Annotated in this window: 20 protein-coding genes; 13 read left to right on the top strand and 7 right to left on the bottom strand. The window is 62.7% G+C overall.

All coding sequences use genetic code 11. The annotated features are described in order from the left end of the window. Window position 1: 1 nt before the first annotated feature. Window positions 2-1,261, bottom strand: coding sequence for a leucine-rich repeat domain-containing protein (locus tag FNU76_RS06715; RefSeq protein ID WP_144277464.1), 1,260 nt, complete (start codon window positions 1,259-1,261; stop codon window positions 2-4). Between the two features lie 262 nt (window positions 1,262-1,523). On the opposite strand from FNU76_RS06715, the gene FNU76_RS06710 reads away from it, so the two are divergent. The 3 genes from FNU76_RS06710 to FNU76_RS06700 all read left to right on the top strand — a co-directional run bounded on the left by FNU76_RS06710 (window position 1,524) and on the right by FNU76_RS06700 (window position 6,643). After that, a complete protein-coding gene (locus tag FNU76_RS06710; protein ID WP_144277463.1) occupies window positions 1,524-2,294 on the top strand; it encodes a ParA family protein in 771 nt (256 codons plus the stop codon). 27 nt (window positions 2,295-2,321) lie between these two features. Beyond that, entirely contained in the window at window positions 2,322-5,570 is a 3,249-nt protein-coding gene (locus FNU76_RS06705) for a PAS domain S-box protein (protein WP_144277462.1), read from the top strand. A 146-nt stretch (window positions 5,571-5,716) separates the two neighbouring features. Next, window positions 5,717-6,643, top strand: coding sequence for an ATP-binding response regulator (locus FNU76_RS06700; RefSeq protein WP_144277461.1), 927 nt, complete (start codon window positions 5,717-5,719; stop codon window positions 6,641-6,643). On the opposite strand, the gene FNU76_RS06695 is transcribed toward FNU76_RS06700, so the two are convergent. After that, window positions 6,577-8,940, bottom strand: coding sequence for a DNA internalization-related competence protein ComEC/Rec2 (locus tag FNU76_RS06695; protein WP_144277460.1), 2,364 nt, complete (start codon window positions 8,938-8,940; stop codon window positions 6,577-6,579). The genes FNU76_RS06700 and FNU76_RS06695 overlap by 67 nt on opposite strands. A gap of 209 nt (window positions 8,941-9,149) precedes the next feature. Here FNU76_RS06695 and FNU76_RS06690 point away from each other — a divergent pair, with 209 nt between their 5' ends. Further along, a complete protein-coding gene (locus tag FNU76_RS06690; protein WP_144277459.1) occupies window positions 9,150-9,920 on the top strand; it encodes a class I SAM-dependent methyltransferase in 771 nt (256 codons plus the stop codon). Here FNU76_RS06690 and FNU76_RS06685 read toward each other — a convergent pair. Continuing rightward, a complete protein-coding gene (locus tag FNU76_RS06685) occupies window positions 9,909-10,856 on the bottom strand; it encodes a VirK/YbjX family protein (RefSeq protein ID WP_179958378.1) in 948 nt (315 codons plus the stop codon). The genes FNU76_RS06690 and FNU76_RS06685 overlap by 12 nt on opposite strands. Before the next feature lie 255 nt (window positions 10,857-11,111). Here FNU76_RS06685 and FNU76_RS06680 point away from each other — a divergent pair, with 255 nt between their 5' ends. The 5 genes from FNU76_RS06680 to FNU76_RS06660 all read left to right on the top strand — a co-directional run bounded on the left by FNU76_RS06680 (window position 11,112) and on the right by FNU76_RS06660 (window position 15,615). Further along, window positions 11,112-12,512: an L-serine ammonia-lyase gene (locus tag FNU76_RS06680; protein WP_144277457.1), complete on the top strand. Its 1,401-nt coding sequence runs from the start codon at window positions 11,112-11,114 to the stop codon at window positions 12,510-12,512. A gap of 176 nt (window positions 12,513-12,688) precedes the next feature. Further along, window positions 12,689-13,048: a DUF4870 family protein gene (locus tag FNU76_RS06675; protein ID WP_144277456.1), complete on the top strand. Its 360-nt coding sequence runs from the start codon at window positions 12,689-12,691 to the stop codon at window positions 13,046-13,048. Then, a complete protein-coding gene (gene dtd / locus FNU76_RS06670; RefSeq protein WP_144277455.1) occupies window positions 13,045-13,497 on the top strand; it encodes a D-aminoacyl-tRNA deacylase in 453 nt (150 codons plus the stop codon). The genes FNU76_RS06675 and dtd overlap by 4 nt, the downstream gene beginning before the upstream one ends. 314 nt (window positions 13,498-13,811) lie before the next feature. Continuing rightward, a complete protein-coding gene (locus FNU76_RS06665) occupies window positions 13,812-14,147 on the top strand; it encodes a hypothetical protein (protein ID WP_144277454.1) in 336 nt (111 codons plus the stop codon). Window positions 14,148-14,232: 85 nt separating this feature from the next. Further along, the gene (locus FNU76_RS06660; protein WP_144277453.1) at window positions 14,233-15,615 is read left to right on the top strand and encodes an MATE family efflux transporter; all 1,383 of its coding nucleotides are present in this window, start codon (window positions 14,233-14,235) and stop codon (window positions 15,613-15,615) included. A gap of 31 nt (window positions 15,616-15,646) precedes the next feature. On the opposite strand, the gene FNU76_RS06655 is transcribed toward FNU76_RS06660, so the two are convergent. From FNU76_RS06655 to cysK, 3 genes are all read right to left on the bottom strand, one after another. Continuing rightward, window positions 15,647-16,579: a hypothetical protein gene (locus tag FNU76_RS06655; RefSeq protein WP_144277452.1), complete on the bottom strand. Its 933-nt coding sequence runs from the start codon at window positions 16,577-16,579 to the stop codon at window positions 15,647-15,649. A 71-nt stretch (window positions 16,580-16,650) separates the two neighbouring features. Continuing rightward, a complete protein-coding gene (locus FNU76_RS06650) occupies window positions 16,651-17,343 on the bottom strand; it encodes a hypothetical protein (protein WP_223879253.1) in 693 nt (230 codons plus the stop codon). Window positions 17,344-17,493: 150 nt separating this feature from the next. Then, window positions 17,494-18,423, bottom strand: coding sequence for a cysteine synthase A (cysK, locus tag FNU76_RS06645; RefSeq protein WP_144277451.1), 930 nt, complete (start codon window positions 18,421-18,423; stop codon window positions 17,494-17,496). A gap of 130 nt (window positions 18,424-18,553) precedes the next feature. On the opposite strand from cysK, the gene FNU76_RS06640 reads away from it, so the two are divergent. From FNU76_RS06640 to FNU76_RS06630, 3 genes are all read left to right on the top strand, one after another. After that, window positions 18,554-19,795: a multifunctional CCA addition/repair protein gene (locus FNU76_RS06640; protein WP_144277450.1), complete on the top strand. Its 1,242-nt coding sequence runs from the start codon at window positions 18,554-18,556 to the stop codon at window positions 19,793-19,795. Window positions 19,796-19,891: 96 nt separating this feature from the next. Continuing rightward, window positions 19,892-20,236, top strand: a complete 345-nt coding sequence (locus FNU76_RS06635) for a phage holin family protein (RefSeq protein WP_144277449.1) — start codon at window positions 19,892-19,894, stop codon at window positions 20,234-20,236. Between the two features lie 7 nt (window positions 20,237-20,243). Continuing rightward, entirely contained in the window at window positions 20,244-21,383 is a 1,140-nt protein-coding gene (locus tag FNU76_RS06630; protein WP_144277448.1) for a 2-methylaconitate cis-trans isomerase PrpF family protein, read from the top strand. Window positions 21,384-21,518: 135 nt separating this feature from the next. Here the strand turns inward: FNU76_RS06630 and FNU76_RS06625 are convergent, their stop codons facing one another. After that, entirely contained in the window at window positions 21,519-22,085 is a 567-nt protein-coding gene (locus FNU76_RS06625) for a glycine zipper 2TM domain-containing protein (protein ID WP_144277447.1), read from the bottom strand. Window positions 22,086-22,322: 237 nt separating this feature from the next. On the opposite strand from FNU76_RS06625, the gene FNU76_RS06620 reads away from it, so the two are divergent. After that, window positions 22,323-23,144 carry a substrate-binding periplasmic protein gene (locus FNU76_RS06620; RefSeq protein WP_144277446.1) on the top strand — a complete coding sequence of 274 codons (822 nt, stop codon included), beginning with the start codon at window positions 22,323-22,325 and terminating at the stop codon, window positions 23,142-23,144. Window positions 23,145-23,154 lie beyond the last annotated feature (10 nt).

Here is a 23,154-nt window from a genome sequence, read left to right as displayed (position 1 = left end):
CTCAAGGTGGCGGCAGGTGCGGGAATAACTTGATTGCCTGGCTCGGATCGGCGAGTTTATCCGCCTGCTGCATCAGCTTTTCCAACTCGAGCTGTACCTGCGCGCGGGCGTCACCGGCGAGGTCCCCCCGCAGTGCCTGCCGATACTTTTGCAAAGCCTTTCGGTACTCCACGCTGGAAGCGGGTTGCCGGCAATTCAGCAGCCCCCGATTACGTTCCAGGGCCAGCGCGATATGGCACTGTTCGTCGCTGGCAGCCATTCGGTCGGCATTCAGGCTAAGTTGCAGCAGGTGGATATTGGACTGCGCCAAGCTGGTGGCCAGTGCTTCCGCACCGGCACAGCGGATTGGGTTGTTGTCCAGGTAAAGCGCGCTGAGGCTGGTGTTGCGGCGGAGCGCCCGGGCCAGCGCGACCGCGCCCTCATCGCCTATCCTGCCGTAGCTCAAGCCCAGCGTCTCCAGGGTGGGGTGGTGTTCCAGCACCTCGGCCAGCGCCCCGGCACCCAAGTCCGCCAGGTCGACATTGACCAGATTGAGCGCACGGAGATGCCGATTGGCCTTGAGGCCTTCGGCAATGATCATCACGCCCTCATCGCCCAGGGCATTACCGCTCAGGCTTAGCGAGGCCAGGCAGCGATTGCAGGCCAGTGAGCTTGCCAGTGCCTGGGTGCAGCGGCCATCCAGGTCGGTCTTGTCCAGCGCCAGCGTCAGCAGGCTTTCATTGCGCGCCAGCGCGCCAAACAGCGTCTGTGCCCCGCTGCTACCCAGCTGATTCAGGCGCAATTCAAGCGTGAGCAGGCGTTTGTTGTTCAATAGCATGCCCGCTAGCGCATGGGCGCCGAGCGGGCCGATCTGGTTGTCGCCGAGGTCCAGGCTGGTGAGGGTGGGATGGTCGGTCGCGGCTTTCGCCAATGCTTCGATGCCCGTCGTTCCGATGTCATTGCTGAACAGGTTCAGTTCCCGCAGGCACGTATTCCTTGCCAACCCCGCCGCCAAACGCACCGCGCCGCCATTGGCTATCTGTATGCCGGTAAGGTGTAGCGCGGTAAGCTGGGAATTTTGCGCCAAAGCGTCGGCCAGGTTACCCAGCTCGGCTTCGGGAATGGTCTTGAAATCCAGCGCCAGTTTCACCAGTGTCCGGTCGTTCGACATCAGGCGGCCGATACCTTTGCGTATCGCCGGGTCGAGGATGTGCTCGGGGCGTGCCTGCCCATCCGTAGGGGTGAGGCGGCGGCTGGTAGCGAAACGAGGCGTTGAAAACATCGATACTTCTCCTGTCTGTCGTCTGAAAATGGATTTTCGGACGACAGGTTTGCCCGGCAAGCTGGACGGGGAGTAGGGAGGCAGGCACTTGCGCCAGGCCACTGATTGGAAGCGATTTGCGAAAGTGTGGATGCTGGGGGTGAATGGCTTTTGTATTTAATACAGACTTATTGTTTTTATGCGGCAGGCAAAAGCCCTGCTGTTGCGCCGCAGCAGGCTGCTAGAATCAGGCCGATAAGTGTTCAACTTCGATGGGGGCGGGATGAAAAGGGTAATTTTCAACCAGAAGGGCGGGGTCGGAAAATCGACTATTGCGGTCAACCTGGCCGCCATCGCGGCGCACCATGGCAAGAAGACCTTGTTGATCGATATGGATCCGCAGTGTAATTCCAGCCGCTATCTATTGGGCGAGGCGGCCAAGACGGCGCAGCCCGGGCTGGCCGACTATTTCGAACAGACGCTCAATTTCAGCCTGTTTTCCAAGCCCGCCAGCGCTTTTGTCCATGGCACCTCGTTCGAGAATCTATGGCTGATTCCCTCGCATCCCGATATCGGCGAATTGCAGGCCAAACTGGAATCCCGCCACAAGATCTATAAGTTGCGCGATACCCTGAATGAACTGGCCAAGGATTTCGACGAGATCATTCTCGACACCCCGCCCGCCTATAATTTCTTTACCCAGTCGGCCTTGATCGCCGCGGACAGTTGCCTGATCCCTTTCGACTGCGACGATTTTTCCCGCCAGGCGCTGTACACCCTGATGGCCAATGTCGGCGAGATTCGCGCCGATCACAATCAGCATCTGCAGATCGAAGGCATTGTCGTCAATCAGTTCCAACCGCGCGCCAGTCTGCCGCAGCGGCTGGTGGATGAACTCAAGCAGGAGGGATTGCCGGTACTGGATAGCAAACTGTCCAGCTCGGTAAAAATTCGCGAATCGCACGACCGCTGCTTGCCTATGATTCACCTAGATGCGCGCCATAAGCTCAGCCGGGAATTTCTGGCCCTCTTCCAAGAACTACAAGCGGCCTGAGCCGCGGACGCGCGACGGACCAGATTGATGCGACGGCGTTTTGCTTCGGCGGCGACCCTACTGACCGGCCTGCTTCTCTGCGGCGGCCTCGATATCTGGCGCGCCGCCTATATCGAGCAGGTGGCATTCGAGCATTTTCAGCGTGAAGCCGGCCAGCGCGTGTCCAATGCTTCGGTCGCCATCCAGCGGGCGCTGAGCGGTATTGAAGTGATGCGGGCACTGTTTGTCGCCAATCCGCAACCACAGCCGCAGGATTTCTACCAGCTTGCCCAGGCCTTGCAACGCACGCCCGGGGTGGATGCCTTGCTGGCGGCGGAGCCGGTCGGCGGCGCGCAACGTGAGCAGTTCGAAGCCCATTGGCGTGAAGTCTATCCCGACTACACCCTGCGATTCCGCAATGCCCTGGGGCAGCAGGTACGCTCGCCGCCTCGGCGCGAATACCTGCCGGTGGTCTATGGGCCGCCTACCGTGCCGTCACAGTTCAGTATCGGCCTGGATCTGGCTTCCGATCGCTTGCTGGCGCCCGCCCTGCTCAATCTGCCGGCGCAGGAGCTGCGCCTGTCGGCTCCCTACCGGGCGGGCAACGGCAAGGTTGCCGCCTTGATGATGGGGTGGCTGGGCAGCACGCGGGCGACCCGCTTGCTGGGTCTGACGATCGCGCCCGACGCCATTGCCGCGACCCTGCCGGAAAACGAAGCGATCCATGACGTGTGGTTCGATGTCAGCGACCCGGGCCGCGCCGAACTCCTGTATCCAGCCGAGTTGAGCAATGCCGACTTGCCGCTTCGGCTGCTGGCCAGCCGCGATCTGAACCTGGGCGGGCGGCGCTGGCGGCTGGAGGCCAGGCTGAACGAAGATGCCGTCAATGTCGCCTCCAGCCTGGGGCGCGTGCAGATATGGTTGCTGGGCGGACTGCTGTCGCTATTTTCAGCCTTGCTGATGTTCCGCTTGAATCCGACCAGGCTGAGTGCCGCGGAGCTGCCCGACAGCCAGCAATTGCGCCGTGAACTCGATGCCGCCCAGGCGGCCGCCGTCAGCGCCCGGCGCGATGGTCTCCGCTTGCAGACCATTCTCGATACCACCAGCGAAGCCATCGTGCTGATCGACGACGCCGGCAGCATCGAGCGTTTCAACCGGGCGGCCGAGCGGCTGTTCGCCTACTCGGCCGAAGACGTATTGGGATTGAATATCGATCTGCTTATGCCGGCCATGCAGCGCGCCCGGCGCGAGGAAGCGAGCAAGTCCTACCAGCCGGCCGGGCAGAACCGCACCAGCGGCAGCAGCTGCGAACTGTTGGCGCAGAAGAAGGACGGCTCGGCGTTTCCGGTCGAGTTGTCGCTCAACCAATTCACGCTGGGAGAGTCGCGCTATTTTGTCGGCGTGATTCGCGACGTGAGCGACCGCAAGCGCGCCGAACGTATGCTGTTCGAGAGCGAGTATAAGCATCGTGCCATTCTGGATGCGGCCCATATCGGCATCTATGTCCTGCAGGATGAGCAGTTGCGTTATGTCAATCCCGCCTTCGCCGCCTATTTCGGCCACAGCCCGTCCGATCTGGTGGAAAGGCGCAGCCTCTATGACCTGATCGCCAGTGCCTGGCGCGAGGCCTTGGCCGTCGCCATCGACCCGGATCGCTCGGGTGGCCGCCCGACCGAAGTGCTGATGCAAAGACCGGATGGTAGCCACTTCTATGCGCTGATCACCGCCAAACCCATTCTGTTCGACAATCGGCCCGGCCTGGCCGGCTCCCTGCTGGATATCAGCGCCCGCAAAGCGGCCGAAGAGGCCATGCTGCGCGCTGAAATCCGCAATGTCGCCATTCTGGAAGCCATCCCGGATTTGATGCTGCAACTGGATATCAGCGGCAATGTGGTCGATTGCCGTGGCCGGGCCGGAAGCGGTGAGTTTGGCCTGGCCCGCGATATCGTCGGCCATCACTACCGCTATCTACCCGGCGATTTCGCCATCCAGCTCGATGCCGCCCTTACCGAAGGATGGCCGGCGCGGGTGCGCAGTTTTGAATACAGCCTGCCGCTCGATAGCGGCGAGCGGCAGTTCGAGGCACGGGTCACGCCGGCCAGCGAAGGCGAGTGGCTGGTCATGCTGCGCGATATCACCGAGCGCAAGCAGATCGAACTGGAGCTGGTCCAGCATCGCGACCACTTGGCCGAGCTGGTGCGGGAACGCACCGCCGAACTCAACACCCTGTTCGCCGCCAGTCCGCTACCGACGGTATTCGTGGCGCAACATAATATCGTCGAGGTGAATGCGGCTTTCGAAGCCTTGTTCGGTTATCCGAAAGCCAGCCTGATCGGCCAGTCCATCCGTTTGCTGCTCGATAGCGACGAAGCGTTCCAGCGCTTGAGCGAGCAGGCCTACCGGCCGATGGTGGGCGGCAGCGTGGTCCGCCTGGAGGTTCACTACCGGGCGGTGGATGGCGAATTGGTACTGTGCGAGTCGTTCGGCAAGGCGGTCGATTCGGCCGACCCCCTGGCCGGTTCGATCTGGGTCTACCAGGATATCGGCGAGCGGCGTGCCGCCGAAGAAGCGCTGCGCGCCGCCAAGGAGCTGGCTGAGACCGCCAATCGGGCCAAATCGGAGTTCCTGGCCAATATGTCGCACGAATTGCGTACGCCCATGCATGCGGTACTGAGTTTTGCCGAGCTGGGCGAGCGGCGGGCCTTCGATGCCGTACCGGATAAGCTGACCCACTATTTCGCCCGTATCCGCCAGAGCGGCCAGCGCCTGCTGCAGATTCTCAACGACCTGCTGGACCTGTCCAAGCTGGAAGCCGGCAAGATGAGCTACAACATGCAGGTGCTGGAAATCGTGCCCATCGTGCGCGAGGTGGCGGGCGAGTTCATTCCCTTGGCGCGCGATCGCGGCATCCGCATCAATGGCGCGCTGGCCGACGACCTGCCCAGAGTACGGGGCGATTCGCTACGGCTGATACAGGTGCTGCGGAATCTGGTCTCGAACGCCCTGAAATTCAGCCCGGAGGGCGGTGCGGTCACCCTCAGCGCCTGGCAGATGGGCAATAGCGTATTGCTGGCGGTGGATGACGAGGGCGTGGGTATCCCGGAACAGGAACTGGCGATCATCTTCGACAAATTCGTCCAAAGTTCCGAGACCAAGACCGGCGCGGGCGGCACAGGCCTGGGATTGGCCATCTCGCGTGAGATCGTGGACGCGCATGGTGGTAGCCTGCGCGCGGAAAACCGCGTGCAGGGTGGCGCCCGGTTCGTGCTTAGCCTTCCCATTGCGGCGGCCAACTAGCGAAACTTTATCCTCTACCCTGGCGGCCGGTTTGAGTACGCGCAATATTTCAGTGCGTCCAAAGGCTAGTCCTACAATGGAACCAGGATTCACTTTTATCGTCCTGTCCGCGCAAAAGGCGTGACGGCAGGGCGGGGAGAAAGCGCATGGCCCAAAGCGGCAAACCAGTTTCGACGCTATTGCTGGTCGATGACGAACCCTTCAATCTGGAAATCCTGTCCGAGCACCTGACGGAGGCGGGCTACGCCATCGAAACCGCGCTGAACGGCGAGGAAGCCTGGAGCATACTGACCCAGGCAGGCGATAGTTTCGATGCCGTCCTGCTGGACCGGATGATGCCCGGCCTCAACGGCATGGAAGTGCTCAAGCGCATGCAGGCACACCCGCAGCTTTCGGAGCTGCCGGTGGTGATGCAGACCGCGGTGGGTTCGCCCGATGCGGTGCGCGAAGGGATGGAGGCAGGCGCCTATTACTATCTGACCAAGCCCTTCGAGCGCGACATGCTATTGGCCATTGTCGCCGCCGCGGTCGCGCAGCACCGGGCGCGGCGCGCGGTCAAGCAAGTGGCCGCCCAGCCCCTGGATGGCCTGGCGCTGCTGGATGAAGCCCGGTTCAGCCTGGCGACGCTGGACGAGGCGCAGCGCGTGGCCACCCTGCTGGGACGGATGACCCCCGCGCCTGAACGGGCGGTGCTGGGCTTGACCGAATTGATGGTGAACGCCATCGAACATGGCAATCTGGGCGTGGGTTACGGCGAAAAGAAGGCCATGATGCAATCCGGCCACTGGCGCGAAACGATAGAAGCCATGCAGCGCGAACCGGAGCATTGCGATAAGCGGGTACGTATTGTCACCAAGCGCGAGGGCGATATGTTGCTGGTGGAAATCAGCGACGAGGGCGACGGGTTCGAATGGGAGCCGTATCTTGATTTTGACCCGGCCCGTGCTTTCGACCCGAACGGACGCGGAATTTCGATGGCGCGCGCCATGAGCTTCGAAGCGCTCGACTATCGTGGCACCGGTAATGTCGTGGTGGCCTCGATACGGCTGTCGTCCTCCACCTCGAACCAATAGCGACGATGTGCCGCCCGCCAGCGTTCGGCTTGCCAGCCTGGCGGGCCGAACTCGATGCGTACCGCGCCATCCAGGTCGGTACGCCAAACGGTGCTGCCCTGGGCCGCATAGCGTTTGAGCACATCGGGGCGGGGATGGCGAAAGCCATTCAGGTAGCCAACCGTTGCCACCGCCAGGCGCGGCGAAACGGCAGCGACAAAATCGGTTGAAGAGGACCCGGCCGAGCCATGATGGGGCATGACCAGTACATCGGCCCTGAGTTGAGCGCCCGGGTTGCCGCTTGGCGCCTTGGTCAGCAGGGCCGCTTCCTCGGGGCGGCCGATATCGGCGGGTAGCAAAAGGCGGCCGCCGCTGCCCTGCACACGCAGTACGCAACTGCTGGCATTGTCCGAAGCGGCGGCACGCTGCCGCGCAGGCGGATGGAGCATATCGAAATGTACGCCATCCCATGACCAGGACTCCCCCGCCCTGCAAGGCGCGCGGGGCGGTAGCCGGAAACCGGCCGGTAGCGTCTCGCGATGGGGAGGCACGCCGCGCAGCCCGGCAACGTCCACCTCCGCGAGCACGGCGCTGGCGCCACCGGTGTGGTCGCTGTCATCGTGGCTAAGCAGCAGAAGATCCAGATGGCGCACGCCGGCAGCGCGCAAGGCGCCTGGCAGGACGCGCCCACCTCCACTTGCGGTACCGCTGTCGAAAAGCATGGCGTGGCCCGCCGTCTGTAGCAAGACAGACAATCCTTGCCCCACATCGAAGATGGTGACCCGATACGATCCGGCCGGCAGTACCGGTAATCGAGGCAGCAGTACGGGCAACAAAAGCATGCCGGCAAGCAGGCGTGCCGGCACACCGCGCGGCAGCAGCAGCACGGCAACGCCGACCGCTGCCGGCACCATGCTCCAGTAAGCCGGCGCGGCCTGGCTCCAGAGGGTGGTGGCCGCCGCAAGCGGCGTGATCAGCCGAAAGGCGAACTGCAATACCCATTCCGCCAGATAGAGCAGCCAGCCGCTGGGTTCCAGGCTGCCGGCCAGTGCCAAGGGCGTGGCCACGCTGCTGACCAGGGGGATGGCCACGGCGTTGGCCAGCGGCGAGCTGAGCGGAAATTGCTGGAACAGTGCCAGGAGCAAGGGTAGGGAGCCCAGCGTGGCTGCCCACTGCACCTGGCCCCATAGGTAAAGCTTGGCACGCCAGCCTTGGGGTTCGCCGGCGCTGCCCGCCAGGGCCCATAGCATGGCGCCCACCGTCAGGTACGATAGCCAAAAGCCGGCGGATAGCACCGCCCAGGGGTCGAAGCCGACCGTCAGCCCCAATGCCAGGGTCCAGATGTCGGCCACCGCGAGCGAGCGCATGCTGAGCAGGGCTACCGCCGCCACCGTCAGCATAAAGAAGGTTCGCTGGGTCGGCACCGAGAAGCCGGCCAGCAAGCTGTAGGCCAGCGCAGCCAGTACGCCCGCCAGCAGCGCGACCTTGCGCGCGGGCTGCAGCAGGCATAGGCGTGCCGAGCGACGCCACAGCCAGCCTGCCAGGCCACCCAATAGCCCCGCCACCAGTGTGATATGCAGGCCGGAAATCGAGACCAGATGGGTGATGCCCGTGGCGCGGAACAGGGTCCACTGGTCTGGTGTAATGCCTGCCTGCTCACCGATCACCAGCGCCACGATCACCTCGGCATAGGGGCGGCCGCCCAGCGCATGGCGGATACGCCGGGCCAGCCAGGCGCGGGCGGCATGCAGCAGGTGGACGGGGGTGGGAACAAACGCGTCCAGCGCCACCCGCGCCCGCCGATCAACGCTGCCGCTGGCACCGATGCCTTCGGCCAGCAACCAGGCTTCGTAGTCGTATCCGCCGGGATTGATACTGCCGTGGGGGCGCTTGAGCTTGACCGTCAGGCGCCAGCGCTGGCCCGGCCGCCAGTCGCTGGCGGGTCGAGCATAGTCGCTCAGCAGCAACAGCGAAGGCGTGCCGCGTGGCGGGTGTTCCGTGGCCAAGCGGAAGTGCTGGCCGAATGGGGTCGATTGGGGCAAGCCCGTTATTACCCCCGTGACCAGGATGGGGTGGTTTTCCAGCGTGTGCGGCAACCAGCCGGCCAAGCGGGATTCGGCCCGCCACCCCGCATAGGCCGCACCGACCAGCAGGCAGCTCAGCAGGGCTGCGTAGCCGGCCAACGCAGACCGGCCGCGCAGCGCATACGCTACGACGGGCAGGATCGTAGCCGGCAGCCAGATACCGCCGCCGGGCAAGCCCGGCTGGCACTGAAGCCAGACTACGCCGAGCACGAAAGCGAAAATCGCCAGTCGCATCTCACCACCGTTGTTTCCGCGGATACCGTGTGAAGGATCTTCAAATGCAGCTACGGATACCTACGCACGCCCTGCGGGGTTTCCGCCTTCCGCCAAAGTGGTGTGGTTTCGTTATTTGGAACACGGCGGGAATGCGATAATCACTTATCCCCGTTCCGGTCTTCGCTTAAACCGCCGACTTTGCCGCCGCGTCCATCTACTCGCCCCTTATGCTGCCTCCACTCTTTTGCACCCACCCCGCCGGCCTGGATCGGGCCAATCGATTGGCCGAGCACTATGGCCTGGTCCTGGCGGGCACGCTGCCCGAAGCAGGCCATGCCCTGGTGCTGGATGAATTCAAGCTAGCCCTCCACAGTCTGGGTAAAGGTGCGCCCGGACCGGTCTTCGTGGATTTCGGCGCGGGCGCCGCGGATTGGCGCCGTAAACATGGCGGTGGACGAGGCCAGGGGGTGGCCAAAGCCTGTGGCCTGAAGGGTGGCGCGACGCCGCGCGTCCTGGATGCCACCGCCGGCCTGGGCAGGGACGCCTTTGTGCTGGCGGCCCTGGGCTGCAAGGTGGATATGGTGGAACGTTCGCCGGTGGCGGCGGCGCTATTGGCGGATGGGCTGATCCGTGCCGGCCAGCTGGCCGACGTAGCGGCCATCGCCGAGCGTATGCATTTGCGGTTCGGCGCGGCGGCCCCCTGTTTGACCGATTGGCAGGGAGAAAGGCCGGAAGTGATCTATCTCGATCCCATGTTTCCGGAAAGCAAGACCCGTTCGGCCCTATCTAAGAAGGAAATGCATACCTTCCAGCAGGTGGTCGGGCCGGATGAGGATGCCGACGCCTTGCTGGCGCCGGCCTTGGCCCTGGCCAGCGTCCGGGTAGTGGTGAAGCGCCCGCGCCACGCGCCCTTGCTGGCCGGCATGCGCCCCTCCCATAGCCTGGAAGGGGAAAGCGTGCGCTTCGACTGCTATATCGTGCCGCGTTCAGTCGGCTGAGGGCCCGGTCTGGTCGATGATGGCCTGAGTGAAAATCGGCCGGCTGCGGTCGCAGGCAGGCAAAACGGTTTGCAGGCTGGCGATCATGCTGTCTTCCAATTGATGGCGGCGGCGATATTGGGCGCGCTTGCGCGACGGGATATCGGCAACCGCCTTGCGGGCCAGGCGATCAGGCAGGTGGAAGCTGTCGTCCACTCGGCTACCGCCCATTTCCCGCCAGAAGCTGTCGTAATCGGCCGCGATGCGATTGCGCCGGCGCCAGCGGGTTTGGTAGATATGGCTATCGTTGCAGACGGCGTGCAATCGACCGATGCCGTAACCGGCGGCAAGCGCATACAAGGCGGTCAGGACCGCCTGTTTGGGACGCAGGCCGTGCATCTGCTGGGTGGCGATCTTGACGGCCTCGCGGCCCAGTTCCGGCCGAGGGCCTTGCAGGCAGCCGATGCTGACCACCCACTCGGCGCCGACACGATGAACGGTAAAGGAAATAATGGCCAGCGGCTGGTGTGCGCACTCCAGAACCAGCATCAGGTCGCCTTCCTTATCGCACTGGTCGGTGGGGCGCAGCACCAGGTGATAGACGGGCTGGCCATCTTCACCGCCGATCCGGGCCAACTCGATGCGGCCCAATTGATAGAGCTTGTGCAGGAAGGTCCAGGGCCAGTGGGCCAGGAGCCAGTCGTAGTGCTCGCGCAACCAGCTCAACTTCTGCTCGATGGAGACCTCCTTGCGCAGATACGGCCGCTGCAGCTTGAACAGCAAGCGCGGCTGCAGCTGCAGCAACTGGCGGAACTTGTCATGCTTGAGTAGGTAGTTTGCCCAGTGGCGCGACCAGGGATAAATGGGCAGGCTGCGAAACAGATACTTCCAGGCATCCTTGCCGCCGAAAAGGCGGTTAGGCTTGGCAAGTAGGCGGGCGGATTGAAATAGTGGCATGGCAAACTGCTGCGAATAGGATGAATGAAAAGAAAACATGGAATGCTGATATGGTTAGCGACCAAGACTACGATTTGTAAAAATTTGTAAAGTTCCTTACCAATTACCCATTTCGGATAGGCTCCGCCAGCCTGCGCCTGTCCAGCGCAGACCAGGACGATTTTTTGGGGGCAGCCGGTTTGGCGTCCTCCCGGTAACGGGACGTAGTATCTATAACAAGCCGTCGCCCGACGCGACGCAATGGAGAATGACAACATGGCCATCAGTGTTTTCGATCTGTTCAAGATCGGCATCGGGCCGTCCAGCTCGCATACGGTGGGGCCGATGCGGGCGGCACGGCAGTTCGTACATCGCCTGGAACGGGACGGGATCCTGGACAAGGTCGCCAGCGTGCGCGCCGAGCTCTATGGCTCGCTGGGCGCCACCGGCAAGGGGCACGGCTCCGATATCGCCGTACTGCTGGGGTTTCAGGGCGAAGAACCGCAACTGGTCGATACCGACGCCGTCCCCGCCATGATCGAGCGGATCCGTACCGAAAAGCGCATCAAGCTGATGGGACTGCAGGATGTGGCGTTCGACGAACCGGTCCACCTGGTGCTGCATAAGCGCAAGTCGTTGCCTTTCCACCCGAACGGAATGATTTTTGCGGCCTTCGACGCCGCCGGCGAGGAGCTGGACCGGCGCGCCTTTTATTCGGTGGGTGGCGGTTTTGTCGTCGATGAACATGCGGCGGCCGGCAGTTTCCAGCCTCCGACCGCCGAGGTCCTGACCCACCCCTTCACCACCGGTGCGCAACTGCTGGCGCTGTCCGAAAAGCATGGCAAATCGATCAGCCAGCTGATGCTGGAAAACGAGCTGGCCTGGCGTGACGAAGCCGAGGTGCGCAGCAAGCTGCTGGCGATCTGGGAGGTGATGGCGGCGTGCGTCACGCGCGGCTGCCGCACCGAGGGCATCCTGCCCGGCGGCATGAAGGTCAAGCGCCGCGCGCACGATCTGCACCGGCAATTGTCCAGCAAGCCGGAGGCCGCCTTGCGCGATCCGCTGACGGTATTGGACTGGGTGAATCTATACGCCCTGGCGGTGAATGAAGAAAACGCGGGCGGTGGCCGGGTGGTTACCGCGCCGACCAACGGCGCCGCCGGCATTGTCCCGGCCGTCCTGCATTACTACGTCAATTTCGTGCCGGGCGCGAACGAGGACGGCATCGTGCGCTTTATGCTGACGGCAGGCGCCATCGGCATCCTGTTCAAGACCAACGCCTCCATTTCCGGCGCGGAAGTCGGTTGCCAGGGCGAAGTGGGCTCCGCCTGTTCGATGGCGGCCGGCGCACTCTGCGAAGTATTGGGCGGCACCCCGGCCCAGGTCGAGAATGCCGCCGAGATCGGCATGGAGCATAACCTCGGCCTCACCTGCGACCCGGTCGGTGGCCTGGTGCAGGTCCCCTGCATCGAGCGCAATGCCATGGCCTCGGTCAAGGCCATCAATGCGGCGCGCATGGCCCTGCGCGGCGACGGCAATCACTTTATCTCGCTGGATCGGGTCATCCGCACCATGCGCGATACCGGCCGCGATATGCATTCCAAGTACAAGGAAACCGCCCGGGGCGGCCTGGCGATCAATATCGTCGAAGTGCCGGTCAATATCGTCGAGTGCTAGCCGTATCCGACGGTCTCCTGTGGAGGCGGTCAAGCCGCCCGCGCAGGATGGCCGTCGTCCTTCCGTCGCACGGCAATGCGGTTTAAGCCGTGTACACCGCGTACTGTCGCCATCCCGGTGCGTGGACCTGCCCGGCTGTTTAAGCTTGGCGGGTGTTCAACGAAGGAGCCGCTGTCATGACGCAAACCATCCTGGTCGAGGCGCAGGAAAAATCACTCAAACAGTTGGCTATCGTGGCCTATGTCCTGCTGGGCATCTCGCTGTTTACCGCCCTGCCTACCGGTCTGGTCGGCTTGATCATCGCTCACCTCAAGCGAGGCGAAGCACGGGATACCTGGCTGGCGAGCCATTTCGATTTCGTGATCCAGACTTTCTGGCTGTCGGTGGTAGGCTTTATCATTGCGGGCGTTTTGTTCTGCACCATTATCGGTATTCCGCTCGCCATCCTGCTTTGCGCAGCCGTGTGGCTCTGGACCCTGTACCGGGTGGTGAAAGGCGCCTTGGCCCTCAACGATAACCAGGAAGTTGCCATTTGAGAGTGCTGTTGCAAAGAGTGGCGCAAGCCAGTGTGGCGGTCGATGGCGTATGCATCGGCCGCATCGGCGCCGGCTTGCTGTTGCTGGTGGGGGCGCAAGCCGAAGACGATGAGGCGGATATTGCCTGGCTGGTGCAGAAGATCGCCAAGCTGCGCATCTTCGCCGATGCCGAAGGGGTGATGAACCGTTCGGTGCTGGAGGTGGGCGGCGAGGTGCTGGCGGTCAGCCAGTTCACCTTGTTCGGCAGCGTCCGCAAGGGCAATCGTCCGTCATGGAGCGGCGCGGCGCCCGGGCCGGTGTCGCAACCCCTGTTCGAGCAGTTTGTCGCCGCCATGGCAGCCGAGATCGGCAAACCGGTGCCGACCGGCGTGTTTGGCGCCGATATGCAGGTCAGCCTGATCAACGACGGCCCCGTCACCCTCTGGCTGGATTCAAAAGCGCCGGCATAAATCACGGTACTTGACGAAATCTTGCTGCATGCAATAGAGTTCACTCACAGCGCCGATTTGACGATCAGCTTGCGGGCGCTTAATAAATACGGCTAAAGCGTGGTATGGCGACTGCACAGGCAGTCAACCGCAAAACCCGCTAGCCCGTTTATCCCGGCAGCGGGTTTTTGTTTTTCCCGGGCCGGTATGGCAACAGCAGTAAACGCGCCGATTTAATCGACAACTTGCGGGGCGCGTGGTGCAAAACACCGAAACAAGCCGCTAAAGCGCTGCCCGAACCCGGGCTCCGCTGTTGCAACCTTACGGAGAAGCCCATGTTTGATTGCCTCGATCTCAGCCCCGCCGAATTTGAATCCCCCAGCGCCGACGCCGGCCAGGACCATGTACCCAGCTTGCCTGCGCTGGATGCCAACCAGCTCGATCGCCGCTATGCCGGCCGCAGTTGGCTGCATATGGCCGCGCGCAAGGGCCGACATGCCAAGCTGGCACGGGCTCGCGAGGTGGCGCTTTATCTGGATGCCGAGGTGCAGCGGCTCGATGACGGCAGCTTGCTGGTGCTGGGCTTGAGCCTGACCGGCACCCTGTTGCTGAGCGAACGTTTCGGCGACGACCTGGCGATCCGTGCCCAGATCGCCGGCGAGCGCGGTTAATAGACGCTACTTATATTGTTGCCGCCGAAAGCGGTGTCCAAGGCGTGCCCCTACAATGTAGGGCTAATTTCGCTGGATACCGCCTATGCCGCTCAGCCGCCTGACTACCCCCGCCGTCAAGACCGAAGCTACCGCGCTATGGCAGCTGGCCTGGCCCATGCTGGTCGGCCAGCTTGCCTCGGTCGGCATGGCCGTCGCCGACGTGGCCATGGCGGGCCACGCATCGGCGCAGGATTTGGCGGCGGTGTCGCTTGGCGCATCGATCTGGTCCATCATCATCGTGACCATGATGGGTGTGATGATGTCGGTCAATCCGACCGTCTCGCACCATGTCGGCGCCGGCGAGTTCGGCCGAATCCCGCATGTGATCCGGCAAGCCTTGTGGAAGGCGCTGGGCGTCGGCCTGATCGCGCTGCTGGCCGCCAACGCGGCGACGTTGATATTCGACCATATGACGCTGGAAGCCCCGGTGCGGGATATGGCGAAGCAATTTCTCCGGGTCGTCAGCTTCGCCCTGCCGGCGTTTTCCTGCTTCCGCGTGCTCTATGGCTACAGCGCCAGCCTGAACCAGACCAAGCCCATGATGGTGATCGCGCTGGTCGCGCTCCTGCTCAATGTGCTGGTCAACTGGCTGCTGATCTATGGCAAGTTCGGCCTGCCCCGCCTGGGCGGCGTGGGTTGCGCCTGGGCGACGCTGGCCTGTGTCTGGTTCAACCTGGTGGTGATGGTCTGGTGGATGCACCGGGAACCGGTCTACCGTGCCACCTGGCCGTTCGATCGTTACGAAGGCCCGAACTGGGGCGAGATCCGTACCCTGCTGAAAATCGGGGTGCCGATCGGCGTGACCTATTTCGCCGAGGCCAGCGCATTTGGCTTGATTGCCCTGCTGGTGGCCGAATTCGGATCGGCCGAAGTAGCCTCGCACCAGATCGCCCTGAATTTTTCCTCGCTGGTATTCATGGTACCGCTCAGCATGGGCGTGGCCTTGATTACCCGCATCGGACACGCCCTGGGAGAAGGCGATCCGCATGCCGCCCGTTTTCGTGCCTGGGTGGGCGTGGGCGCCTCGCTGGCCTTTGCCATTGTCTCGGCCGGCTTTATCGCCTTATTCAACCAGCAGATCGCCGCCGCCTATACCAGCGACGCGCTGGTGGCCGCCAAGGCAGCGCAATTGCTGGTGTTCGCCGCCTTATTCCAGCTCTCGGACGCCACCCAGGTCTCGACCAGCAGCGCCATTCGCGGTTACAAGGTGACCCGTCCGCCGATGATCATCCATATGACCGCCTTTTGGGGATTCTCGCTGCCCCTGGGCTGCGTGCTGGGGCTGGCGCCTGCCTGGTTCCCCCTGAGCCCGGCCGAGCCCATGGCAGCCCGCGGCTTCTGGCTCGCCCTGGTGGTGGGGCTGACCGTGGCGGCCTTGGGGCTGACCTGGTTTCTGGATAAACTGTCGCGCCGGCGCTTGGGCTAAGCAAGCGCCGACAGCAGGGGGAAGCTGCGGCCTACGCGCCCGCTACGCCTGCCGTCGCCAGCTTCTGCTCGCATGGCTGGCTTTCCGCGCCCGCCGAGGTCGGCACCGACATCAAGGCGCCGCGCAGTGTCCGCAATACGCTGCGGCCACAGTTTTCCTTCAGCAGTTCGCCGCGCTCGACGCGTTCCGAGCTACCTTCCAAATAGCGAACGGACTTTTGCGTACCGCTGCCCTTGGCCATCATGCCGGCGATATCCGCCAAGGCCAAATCCAGGGACTGCGCCAGCATGGCCGCGCTTTCGGCTTTCAAACGCTCGCCACCCTGGCCGTTCCATTGTTCGTCCAGGCCGTCGCCGCTCAGCGCCGAGGAAACCACCCTGACCGTCACCTGGTAGGCATCCTTCTCGCCCATCCCAGGTGGAACGACCGCGACCAGGTTGTCCAACACCAGGCTGCGCTTGTCCTGGGTCATAAAGAAGGCAGGTGCGCTGGCAACGCGCCAGTCCTTGCCGGCCTGCTCGTCGATATTCGCCAGACGGCGCTGGCTGCCGCTGGTGGTCTTGGCCAAAGCCAGCCGCATCAACTCGCTGTGCTGGAAGCCCCCCAGCACATCGGCAAAAGGCTTCAGCACTACGTCGGCCTCTTGCTGCAGCTTGGTCTTTTGCGCCCGCTTGGTGGCATCCGTCACCAAGGCGTGCGTGAGGATAGCCGCGAAGAAACCGGCGGCACCGGCCCCGCCGGAAGGGTAAAGCATTTGGGTCTGGTTCACGCCCGCGGCATCCATATTGACCCTGCCTCCGAATTGAACCAGTTGGTCCTTGGGCAGCAGCAATGTCCAGGACATCTCCGGCAACACCGGCTTCGGTAGATTGACCGGCACCGCATCGGCCGCAAAGCCGGTTTGCGCGCAAAGCAAGGCCACCAGGCTGGTCAAAAGCCTTGCGTTTCGTATCATTTGCAACATGTGGAAAACATCCCTGAATTCGATTGGACAATGGGGCCAGGCGTGGCGCATAGCCCCACTTCGTTCGTGCCTTAGTCGGCGAGCGGCTTCAGGAAGGCGTCCTTGCCTGCTTCCACGGTCTGGTAGTAGGCATTGGTCAGGCCAGGAAAGGCCGGGGCTTCGTCCCAGGCACCTTCACTGCTTTTCACGATATTGACGGGTGCGAACCATTCGAAGGAGTTGTTGCTGAGGTTGACCAGATAACCGAAGCCCAACAGCGTCGCCTTGGGGTCGCTGGTGGGAATGTAGGACGAGTACGACCGCTGCATGCCCAGGAACAGGATTTCGAATACAACGAGCTTGTCCACACCGTACTTGGCCTTGAGTGCCGTAAAGTCCTTGAGCGATTGATTGGGGCCCTTCTGCGATGCGGAGGGCAGGTCGCTCACCACCAACGGCTCCTCGATGATCACCGCTTCGGCACCCTTCTTGCGGATCAACTCCGCTGCTTGCTGCTTCAGCTTGGGCAGATCCTCAGGACCAAGCGTCCTGGTGTGCGTCGTCAGCTTGGAATTGGCCATGCTGGCCGCCGCTATACACAGCAAGCAGCCCGTCCCCGGGAACCTGGTCTCCGTGGCAGGCAACGCGCTCATTGCCACCCCAATCCGGCCGCCTTTGGCGGACAGGGTATCGGGGGCCATGGGTACCGGCAATTGCGGCGCTACGGCACAACCCGTCAACAGAGCAGCGAAAGTGGCGAGTGTGGCGACAAGACGTAACTTCATGAAACTTCCTATTTAATTGGTAGAAACCGCGCGAGCAAGCAGAAGCAATGATTCGAATGTCATTGAATTCAAAGATTATTATATTCAAGAAATATTATTTTGTCTACCGCCCATCCCTCTCGGCCCAGGGCAATCCGCGCAGTGGCTGCGTCAGTCGCTCAGACCCTGGAACAAGGCCGTGGAAAGATAGCGCTCGCCGAAAGAAGGAATGATCACCACGATCAGCTTGCCGGCATGTTCCGGCCGGGCGGCGACCCGTAAGGCTGCCCAGACGGCGGCGCCGGATGAAATGCCTACCAGCAGGCCTTCCTCCGTCGCCAGGCGGCGGGCCATGGAAAAGGCGTCGTCGTTGCCGACCTGGATCACCTCGTCGTAGCAAGCGGTATTGAGCACTGCCGGCACAAAGCCTGCGCCTATGCCCTGTATCGGGTGCGGCCCCTTGGTGCCACCGCTGAGTACCGGGCTGGCGGCGGGTTCGACCGCGATGGTGCGAAACCCGGGCCTGCGCGCCTTGATGACTTCGCTCACGCCGGTAATGGTGCCGCCGGTACCCACGCCGGCGACCAGGATATCGACCTGCCCATCCGTGTCCCGCCAGATCTCTTCGGCCGTGGTGGCGCGGTGGATGGCCGGGTTGGCCGGGTTTTCGAATTGCTGCGGCATGTGCCAGCCGTTCTTGTCCGCCAGTTCGCGCGCCATATTCACCGCGCCGGTCATCCCCTCCGGCCCCGGCGTCAACACCAGCTCCGCACCATAGCCCCGCAAGAGAGTCCGTCTTTCCTTGGACATGGTTTCCGGCATGGTCAAGACGCATTTATAGCCACGGGCGGCGCAGATCATGGCCAGGCCGATGCCGGTATTGCCCGAGGTGGGTTCCACCACGGTATCGCCCGGCTGCAAGGTACCGGCTGCTTCGGCGGCATCGATCATGCTGACCGCGATGCGGTCCTTCACGCTATGCGAAGGATTGAAAAATTCCAGCTTCAGTACCAATCGCGCGGCCAAGCCGGCGCAGACCCGGTTGAGCTGCACCAGCGGAGTGTTGCCTATCAACTGGGTAATGTCCTGGGCAATGCGCATGGGCTTCTCCGCTGCGATATGGGGTGCGCGTAACATCGCGCTGCCGCCTCGGGCCGGGGTGGCACTTGCCAATTCTAGGACTTGCAGGAGGCGGTACAATGATCCTCAAGCAAATTAATCCAGATTAGCCATGAAGATATACATCGTGGGCGGCGCCGTGCGCGATCAGCTGCTCGGCCTGCCGGTAAAGGACCACGACTATGTCGTGGTGGGTACCACCCCGGACGAGATGCTGGCGGCGGGCTTTCGCCCGGTCGGCAAGGATTTTCCGGTCTTCCTGCATCCCCGCACCCAGGAGGAATATGCCTTGGCCCGCACCGAGCGCAAGTCCGGCCGCGGTTACAAGGGCTTCAGCGTGTATGCGGCGCCCGACGTCACGCTGGAAGACGATCTGGCGCGGCGCGATTTGACCATCAACGCCATCGCCGAAGATGAGGATGGCGAACTGATCGATCCGTATGGCGGCCAGGCCGACCTGGAGCGGCGCACCCTTCGCCATGTCGGCCCCGCCTTTGTCGAGGATCCGGTCCGTATTCTCCGGCTTGCCCGCTTCGCCGCCCGCTTCGGCTTCGCCGTGGCGCCGGAAACGATGGCGCTCTGCCGCGATATGGTGGCCTTGGGGGAAGTGGATCACCTCGTACCCGAGCGTGTCTGGCAGGAAGTGGCCAAGGGGCTGATGGAAGATCAGCCCTCCAGCTTGTTCCTGGTGCTGCGCGAATGCGGCGCACTGGCTCGGCTGATGCCGGAGCTGGATGTGCTGTTCGGCGTGCCGCAGCCCGCCAAATGGCACCCGGAAATCGATACCGGCGACCACGTCATGCGGGTGCTCGATTACGCGGCGGCCCAAGGCTGGCCGCTGGACACCCGTTTTGCCGCGCTGTGCCACGACCTGGGCAAGGGCAGCACCCCGCCGGAGGAGTGGCCGCGCCATCTCGGGCACGAAGGCGCCGGCGTCAGCCTGGTGGAATCGCTCTGCGAGCGCATCAAGGCGCCCAATGATTGCCGCGAGTTGGCCATCATGGTGTGCCGCGAACATGGCCTGGTGCATCGTGCCCAGGAATTGCGTGCAAGCACGGTACTGGAGCTGCTGACTCGTTGCGATGCGCTACGCAAACCCGCTCGATTCGCCCGCATGTTGGATGCCTGTGTTGCCGATGCGCGCGGCCGGCCCACATTCGAGGCCGTGGCTTATCCCCAGGCCGACCACTTGCTGGCCTGCCGCGACGCGGCAGCGCAAGTCGATGCCGGCGCCGTCGCGACAGCGGCCAGCGACAAGGCGAAGATCCCTGACGCGGTGAGGCAGGCTAGATTGGCGGCGGTGAAGAAGGTGTTGCAAGAGGCGGGGGCACCCTACGATCAGCAGGACAATTGAGCCTTGCCGTGCCCGCCATGGGCACGCCGGTTACTGCAAGAGATGTTCGATTCCTTCGTGTACGATCCACCTCATCCCTTATCTCGAAGGAATGCCATGAACCTGCTTGCCGTCTGGTTGATCAATGCCGTCAGCCTGTTGCTGCTCACCTATCTGATGCCCTCCATCAAGGTCGAGAACTTTACCACTGCCCTGGTGATCGCCCTGGTGCTGGGTTTGGTCAATGTCTTGATCCGGCCGGTGCTGTTGATACTCACACTGCCGGTCAATCTATTGACGCTGGGCTTGTTCACGCTGGTCATCAATGGCTTTTGCTTCTGGCTGGTGGCCGAAGTGGTCAAGGGCTTCAGCGTGCCTGGATTCGGTAGCGCCATCATCGGCGCCCTGGTGTACAGCCTGATCGCCTGGGCGGCCAGCGCCATGCTGTTGGGCAAGGATTAGCTCGGCCATGGCGCTTTATCGCATTGCCGCTACCCTGATGCGCGGCGGCACTTCCAAAGGGGTGTTTTTCCGGGCGGATGTCCTGCCGGCCGATACCGGCTTGCGCGACCGTCTGCTGGCGCGCCTGATCGGCAGCCCCGACCCATACGAAAAGCAGATGGATGGCCTGGGGACCGGAATTTCGTCCACCAGCAAGGTGGTGCTGGTATCGAAATCCAGCCAGGTCGATTGCGATGTGGATTACCTATTTGGACATGTCTCCATTCGCGACGGTTCGATAGATTGGTCGGGCAACTGCGGCAATCTTTCAGCCGCGGTGGGGCCGTTTGCCTTGTTGGAAGGCCTGCTCGCCGGTCCGGCGGATGGACTGGCGACGGTGAGGATCTGGCAGGCGAATACCGGCAAGCGCATCGTGGCGACCTTGCCCATGCGCGATGGCCTGCCGGCACAGCAAGGCGAATTTCGGCTGGATGGCCTGGCTTTTCCCGCCGCGCCGATCAAGCTGGATTTTCTCGATCCAGCCGGCGGGGCGGCAGGCGCCCTTTTTCCCACCGGCCGGCCCATGGATAGGCTAAGTATCCCGGGCATTGGCGAACTGCAGGCGACCTTGATCGATGCAGGGAACCCCCTGATTATTCTGCGTGCCGAGGAATTGGGACTGACGGCTTTGGAGACGCCTGCGCTCAATAGCGAGACAGCCCTGTTGCAAAGGCTGGAAACCATACGGGCGCACGCAACGGTGCGGATGGGCCTGGCGGAAGATCCGGCCCAGGCCAGCCGCGAGCGGCCGAGTAATCCCAAGTTGTGCTGGATCGCGCCGCCGGCCGCCTTCCTTGCCTCGGACGGCCGTGAGGTCGAATGCGAACGATTGGACTTGTTGGCGCGCATCGTTTCGATGGGCAAGCTTCATCACGGTTTTACCGGCACCGGCACTATCGCCCTGGCCGCCGCGGCGGCCTTGCCAGGTACGCTGGTGGCGGATTTGCTGGGTGGGCCGCTAGGTACGCGGCCCTTGCGTTTCGGCCATCCCGGCGGCGTGAACGAGATCGAGACGGTGCTCGATGGTGAGCGCGTGTCAGTCTCTCGCCTGGTTCGCAGCGCGCGGGTGCTGATGCGTGGGGAGGCGTGGGTAGCGTTGGAGGAGTAGATGCCAATTGGTATAAAGAAGGGCGCCATAGGTGCCAGCTGGTAATAAAAAAGGGCGCCATAGGCGCCAATTAGCATTAAAAAAGGGCGCCATAGGCGCCCAATAGGGAGGAAATAGTTTGTCGCGTCCCGCGTATCAGTTGTTGACGACCGGGACGGTAGTTGTCGGTACGACCTGGTTCAGTACCAGTTGGCCGTTTTCCACCGGGATGCGGTTGTTGGCGGGCGGTTGCGCCATGCGGACCACGGCCAGCTTGCCATCCAGACGGTATTGCACGTCATAGCCGACGACCTTGTCGTGGCTCTTGGTGATGGTCTTGCAGCGCTGCTCGGTGGTGTAGGTGCGGTCCTTTTCCTGCATATTCTTCTGCACCTGGTTGCCGGCATAAGCGCCGCCCGCCAGGCCGGCCACGGTGGCCAGTTTCTTGCCGTTGCCGCCGCCGACCTGGTTGCCCAGTACGCCGCCCAGCACGCCGCCGATAACGGTGCCGGCGATGCGGTTTTCATCCTTGACGGCGGCCTTATGGCTCACTTGCACTTGCTTGCAGGTCGTTTCCGGCGTTTTCACGGTTTCGTGCACCGCGGACACCTGCATGATTTCAGCAAACTCAGGACCCTTCAGTGCTTGGTAGCCCGCTACCGCGCCTATCGACAAGGCACTCGCACCGCCGATGACTACGCCGACCAGCATGGATTTGTTCATTTTAAAGCGCTCCCAAGATTGATTGGCCGATCTGGCCTGTTGATGGACGCCATTGTGCGGCTTGGCGATGAATGCAAGCTGAATCGCTATGACGAGCGTATTTTCTTGCTCTGTACCGAATATGCATTCAGCGTGGCGTCGGCTGTCCGCAGCTCAGGCGCGGGGAGAATTGCCTGGAATTCGTCCCATCGCCTAGACTGGTAGGCAGTCGATCAGTTTCCGCAAGGTTGTACCGCTATGTCAGCGCAAAGACTGTCGAAAAAATCATTTCAATTCCTGCCCGGACTTTTCCTTCTGGGCGGGATCTGCTTTGCGGGTGCTGTTGCCGCGCCGGTACCGCCATGTAAACAATTGATCGCTTCCGGTAATCCGGAATACCCGCCCTTCTTATGGCGGGATCCGGCCGACGAAACCCGTCTGATCGGTGCCAATGCCGAGCTGATGCAGCGGCTGGCGGAGGAGATCGGTACGCCCATCGTGGTCAAGTTCGCCGGCCCCTGGGGGCGGGTGCAGGAAGAGGTGCGGCAGGGCAGGGTGGATTTGATCGCCGGGGCGTTTTTTACGCTACCCAGGCTGGAATATATGGACTATTTCCAGCCGCCCATCCGCGATACCCGAACGGTCATCTGGACCCGTGCGGACAAGCATATCGAATACCGCAAATGGTCCGATCTGGTGCCGCTGCATGGCATCACCGTGATCAACAATAGCTTTGGCGACGCTTTCGATGGTTATGCCAAGAAGCACCTGGATATCTACAAGGTTGCCAGCGTGGAAAGCGCGCTCAAGATGTTGGCCGTGGGGCGGGGCGAATACATGATCTATGAGGAAGCGCCCGGCTTGGCCTATGCCGCCAAACTCAATATCCAGGGGCTGAAGGCGGCTTCGACCGCCATCAGCAATGAAGATCTGTTGCTGACCATGTCGCACCGCTCGGTGTGCAATACCGGCGAGATGCGCGGACGCATCGCCAAGGCGATGCATAAGTTGGCCAGGGAAAAACTGATGGATGCGTTGATCGCCAAGTATATCCAGCTATGGCGCAAGCAGGCGCAGTGATCTCCCCGGC

Source organism: Chitinimonas arctica (assembly GCF_007431345.1).
Taxonomy (GTDB): domain Bacteria; phylum Pseudomonadota; class Gammaproteobacteria; order Burkholderiales; family Chitinimonadaceae; genus Chitinimonas; species Chitinimonas arctica.
The sequence above is the reverse complement of the archived record's forward strand: the minus strand, read 5'-3'. Positions and strand labels throughout refer to the sequence as shown.

Bases quoted from the DNA above. Each gene is read 5' to 3' on its own strand.
- FNU76_RS06680 (WP_144277457.1), top strand. From the start codon at position 11,112: ATGGCCATCAGTGTTTTCGATCTGTTCAAGATCGGCATCGGGCCGTCC.
- FNU76_RS06665 (WP_144277454.1), top strand. From the start codon at position 13,812: ATGTTTGATTGCCTCGATCTCAGCCCCGCCGAATTTGAATCCCCCAGC.
- FNU76_RS06655 (WP_144277452.1), bottom strand. From the start codon at position 16,579: ATGTTGCAAATGATACGAAACGCAAGGCTTTTGACCAGCCTGGTGGCC.
- FNU76_RS06710 (WP_144277463.1), top strand. From the start codon at position 1,524: ATGAAAAGGGTAATTTTCAACCAGAAGGGCGGGGTCGGAAAATCGACT.
- cysK (WP_144277451.1), bottom strand. From the start codon at position 18,423: ATGCGCATTGCCCAGGACATTACCCAGTTGATAGGCAACACTCCGCTG.
- FNU76_RS06630 (WP_144277448.1), top strand. From the start codon at position 20,244: ATGGCGCTTTATCGCATTGCCGCTACCCTGATGCGCGGCGGCACTTCC.
- FNU76_RS06625 (WP_144277447.1), bottom strand. From the start codon at position 22,085: ATGAACAAATCCATGCTGGTCGGCGTAGTCATCGGCGGTGCGAGTGCC.
- FNU76_RS06650 (WP_223879253.1), bottom strand. From the start codon at position 17,343: ATGAAGTTACGTCTTGTCGCCACACTCGCCACTTTCGCTGCTCTGTTG.
- FNU76_RS06705 (WP_144277462.1), top strand. From the start codon at position 2,322: ATGCGACGGCGTTTTGCTTCGGCGGCGACCCTACTGACCGGCCTGCTT.
- FNU76_RS06620 (WP_144277446.1), top strand. From the start codon at position 22,323: ATGTCAGCGCAAAGACTGTCGAAAAAATCATTTCAATTCCTGCCCGGA.
- FNU76_RS06660 (WP_144277453.1), top strand. From the start codon at position 14,233: ATGCCGCTCAGCCGCCTGACTACCCCCGCCGTCAAGACCGAAGCTACC.
- FNU76_RS06700 (WP_144277461.1), top strand. From the start codon at position 5,717: ATGGCCCAAAGCGGCAAACCAGTTTCGACGCTATTGCTGGTCGATGAC.
- FNU76_RS06695 (WP_144277460.1), bottom strand. From the start codon at position 8,940: ATGCGACTGGCGATTTTCGCTTTCGTGCTCGGCGTAGTCTGGCTTCAG.
- FNU76_RS06685 (WP_179958378.1), bottom strand. From the start codon at position 10,856: ATGCCACTATTTCAATCCGCCCGCCTACTTGCCAAGCCTAACCGCCTT.
- FNU76_RS06640 (WP_144277450.1), top strand. From the start codon at position 18,554: ATGAAGATATACATCGTGGGCGGCGCCGTGCGCGATCAGCTGCTCGGC.
- FNU76_RS06635 (WP_144277449.1), top strand. From the start codon at position 19,892: ATGAACCTGCTTGCCGTCTGGTTGATCAATGCCGTCAGCCTGTTGCTG.
- FNU76_RS06675 (WP_144277456.1), top strand. From the start codon at position 12,689: ATGACGCAAACCATCCTGGTCGAGGCGCAGGAAAAATCACTCAAACAG.
- FNU76_RS06690 (WP_144277459.1), top strand. From the start codon at position 9,150: ATGCTGCCTCCACTCTTTTGCACCCACCCCGCCGGCCTGGATCGGGCC.
- FNU76_RS06715 (WP_144277464.1), bottom strand. From the start codon at position 1,261: ATGTTTTCAACGCCTCGTTTCGCTACCAGCCGCCGCCTCACCCCTACG.